Genomic DNA, 3,962 nt, shown 5'->3' with positions numbered 1-3,962 from the left:
CCGAGAAACATAATCATGACGGATTCTCTACCGCTGACCGGGGTGTTGACCGGGGGTGTTCGAGTCGCCCACCAGCCGCGGCGGCGCCCGGGTGCTGCACTCCCTCACGCCCGGCGATCAACTGCGCGTCACGCGCCCGCTGCAGGACTTCCCGTTACGCGTGGGCGGTTCCAGCTACGTCCTGGTGGCCGGCGGGATTGGCATCACGGCAATTGTGGGCATGGCGGACCTGCTGCGGAAACTCGGTGCGGACTACAGATTGATCTACACGGCCCGCTCCCCCGAAGCTATGGCGTACCGCGACATCCTCAAACAACGCCACGGCGAGCGCCTTGAGGCGTACGTGAACTCGCAAGGTCAGGTGCTCGACGTCGCCCAGCTGGTGGCGTCCGTGCCCCCGGGCGGGGAACTGTACATGTGCGGACCCATTCGGCTCATGGACGCAATTCGACGTGCATGGATTACTTCCGGGCAGGACCCCACCAACCTGCGCTACGAAACGTTCGGCAACTCGGGGTGGTTCGATCCCGAACCGTTCGTGGTGGACGTTCCCGCGTGGGGTGTGAGCACGGAGGTGGCCGCGGACGAATCCATGCTCGAGGCGCTGGAACGCGCCGGAGTGGACATGATGTTCGATTGCCGCCGAGGCGAATGCGGACTGTGCCAAGTCGAGATCCTGGGCCTGGAGGGCACCGTGGACCACCGTGATGTTTTCTACTCGGACCGGCAGAAAAACGCCGCGGACAAAATGTGCTGCTGCGTGTCCCGCGCAGTCGCAGGACCGGAGGGGAAGCAGGGTGCGCGGCTCAGCATCGAAGTGACGTGACCCACCCTGTCGGCGGCGCGGACGATATGGGTTTCAACAACAACCATTGATAACGTCAACTACCTGGTGCAGACTTGGCCGTGATGCCCATCACCCTCCGTGCCGTACCCTCGGCACATGATCCAAGGAGTGCCACGGATGATCAATCGAGGTATCGGCACCTGGCTGGAGCGCCGTCGGCGGTCATCCGCCGGAGAAATCGCCATTGTCAGCGCGCGAGGTGAACTCAGCTACGACGACTTTGCGGACCGCGTCGCACAGTTGGCATCTGCCCTGCAGGTGCGGGGCGTGCGGGCCGGTGACCGCGTAGCCTATGTGGGCGAGAACGATCCCAGCTTTTTGGAGACACTGTTCGCCACCGGGGCCGTGGGCGGCATCTTCGTACCGCTGAACACCCGGCTGGCCGTGCCGGAAATTCGATTTGCACTCCAGGACAGCGCACCCGATGTGTTGGTGGTCTCCGGGGGGCTTTGGGAACTGGGCGCCAAGGGCGCCGAGGGCACCCCGGTGTCGCTGCTGGTCTGCGTGTCAGAAGGTGCAGAACAAACCCCCGGCGCCCAGGACATTGAGACCGTGGACTACGAAGAACTGGTGGCCTCCAAGAGCACCGAGCACGGCGCCGTCGAACTCCCTGACGTGGCGGTGGACCTGGACGATCCCGCCGTGATCCTGTACACCTCCGGAACCACCGGAAACCCCAAAGGCGCGGTGCTCACCCACGGCAACCTCACGTGGAACGCCTTCAACGTGATTGTTGACTACGACGTCACATCCCGGGATGTGGCTCTCATGATCGCGCCCATGTTCCACGTGGCCGCGCTGGGAATGGGCGCACTGCCCACCCTGCTCAAGGGTGGGCGCTTGGTACTGGAACGTCGCTTCGACGCGGGACTGGTACTGCGGCTCATTGAGCAACACCGAGTGACCACCATTTCCGGTGTGCCCACCACCTACCAAATGCTGGCCGAACACCCCGCCTGGGATGGGGCGGACCTGAGTTCTCTGCGGAACCTGACGTGCGGCGGATCCGCGGTGCCCCTTCGAGTCCTGGATGCTTTCGAAAACCGCGGTCTGAGCTTCCGCATGGGCTACGGCATGACCGAGACGGCACCCGGGGTCACCACGCTGCCCGGGCGCTATTCGCGCGAGAAACAAGGCTCGGCGGGCATCCCTCACTTCCACACGTTTACGCGTGTGGCGGGGCCCGACGGCGCCGCCTGCGCCCCGGGCGAGGTGGGAGAGATCCAGGTGCAGGGCCCCAACGTGATCTCGGAGTACTGGAACCGCCCTGATGCCAACGCCTCCTCATGGGAGCACGCCGAGGACGGCAGCTGGTTCCGCACGGGCGACATGGGCTATCTGGACGAGGACGGATTCTTGTTCATTTCCGACCGCCTCAAAGACATGTTCATCTCCGGCGGGGAAAACATTTACCCCGCCCAAGTGGAACAGCAGATTGCCCAGCTACCGCAGGTTGCGGGCGTAGCAGTCATCGGCGTTCCGGACGAGCGCTGGGGGGAAGTGGGCCGCGCCGTGATCATGGTGCACGAAGGCCAAGAGCTCACCGAGCGGGAGGTCTTGGACCACTTGGACGGCCGGCTGGCGCACTACAAGATTCCCAAGTCTGCGGTGTTCGTGACGCAATTGCCGCGTACCGCATCGGGCAAGATCCGCAAACCGGATTTGCGCTCGCGGTTCGGGCAGCCGTGACTGGCCGCCGCGCCACTGTGCCGCCGTCCAAAATTAGTTGAGATCTTGAACGATTGAAACTAACGAACTATCCTGGCAGTACTGTGAGCTGATTCACAATTCCGGCTTCCGCCCCACCATGCATCGGAGTGTCCTATGACGGAACCAGGCCGCGAGCGGGACCCCTCCGGGTCACACGCTGCATCCTCTCCCCCACCCCGACCTGACGGCCCGAGCGACCCCGCGGCGGACGACCAGCGGGCGGAACGCCTGCACCGGTTGGAAAGCTCCGCCGTGAGCGACCGACGTCGAGGTGATGTTCGGCGTCACACCGATGTGGCCACCGTGGCCGCCCTGGATATCCCGACGCGACCCGATCCTGCCGCGCCCCTGGGATCTTTGGCGCAGTCCGGGGCCACGGGCCGTGCCACCGGCGCGGGCCCGGGCAAGGCGCGACGCCGGGGCCGTCGAAACTGGCAAACCCGCATCCTCGGCCTCTGTGGCGTGCTGGGCTTCCTCCTCGTGTGGCAGCTCATGCCCGCGCTGGGCCTGGTGAACTCCGCGTACATGCCCACCGCGTTGGACGCCATTGTTCGGTTGGGCGAGCTGATCGGTCTCACCGGATTCTGGGCGGCCGTGGCGGCCACTATGCAGCAGTGGCTCATCGGCATGGTCATTGCCGTGCTGGTGGCGGCAGCCCTGGGGTTCGTGATTGGCTCCTCCGCTTTTTTGCGTCGATTCACCAACTCCACCATTGAATTCCTCCGGCCCGTCCCCTCGGTTGCCCTGATCCCGTTGGCCGTGCTGCTGTTCGGTGTGCAAACCGAATCCGCCGTGATGCTGATTGTGTACGCGTGCATTTGGCAGGTCCTGATCCAGGTGCTGTACGGAGTGGCAGATGTGGACACCGTGGCCATGAACACCGCCCGCTCCTACGGCCTGGGGGCCGTGGCGCGGTTGCGCTACGTGGTGTTTCCCACCGCCCTGCCGTACCTAATGACCGGTATCCGTTTGGCCTCCGCCGTGGCCCTGATCCTGGCCATCACCGCCCAGCTCATCATCGGCACCGAAGGACTGGGACGGGAAATTGCCCTGTCCCAGTCCGGCGGTAACTACGTCTCCATGTACGCCCTGGTCTTGGCCACCGGTCTGCTGGGCGTGTTGATCAACCTGGTGATGCGCGTGGTTGAACGCAAGGTGCTCTCGTGGCACTCCTCGATCCGCACGGAGGTGGCAAAGTGAACGCCAAGTCCATCTTGATGGGTGTCATCAACGTCATCACCCTGCCGCTCCTGTTGATCCTGGTCTGGGCCGTGTGGTCCACCAGCGGGGAAGGCAGTTTCTTTGTACCGACCCCCGCGGAGCTGTGGGAGCGCGCCGTGGTCACGTGGGACGCCACCCGCTGGACCCGGGACGTCATCCCCTCCCTGGGAAGGCTGCTTGCCGG

3 protein-coding genes and 1 pseudogene are annotated in these 3,962 nt (G+C 64.6%); all 4 read left to right on the top strand.

The window, feature by feature from the left end; genetic code table 11:
• Positions 1-55: 55 nt before the first annotated feature.
• Positions 56-826 (top strand): PDR/VanB family oxidoreductase, encoded by a 771-nt coding sequence (locus tag Q4E95_RS11650; protein WP_303383466.1) that lies wholly within the window; start codon positions 56-58, stop codon positions 824-826.
• A 138-nt stretch (positions 827-964) separates the two neighbouring features.
• Positions 965-2,536, top strand: a complete 1,572-nt coding sequence (locus Q4E95_RS11645; protein WP_303383465.1) for a long-chain fatty acid--CoA ligase — start codon at positions 965-967, stop codon at positions 2,534-2,536.
• 273 nt (positions 2,537-2,809) lie between these two features.
• Positions 2,810-3,757 (top strand): ABC transporter permease, encoded by a 948-nt coding sequence (locus tag Q4E95_RS11640; RefSeq protein ID WP_303383464.1) that lies wholly within the window; start codon positions 2,810-2,812, stop codon positions 3,755-3,757.
• Positions 3,754-3,962: pseudogene (locus Q4E95_RS11635) on the top strand (ABC transporter permease); the annotation flags it as partial. The gene Q4E95_RS11640 and the pseudogene Q4E95_RS11635, both read left to right, overlap by 4 nt.

The organism is Kocuria sp. (assembly GCF_030536815.1).
GTDB lineage: Bacteria > Actinomycetota > Actinomycetes > Actinomycetales > Micrococcaceae > Kocuria > Kocuria gwangalliensis.
This window is presented reverse-complemented; position numbering and strand designations above follow the sequence as displayed.

Coding starts and splice junctions, on each gene's coding strand:
- Q4E95_RS11645 (WP_303383465.1), top strand. CDS start 965: ATGATCAATCGAGGTATCGGCACCTGGCTGGAGCGCCGTCGGCGGTCA.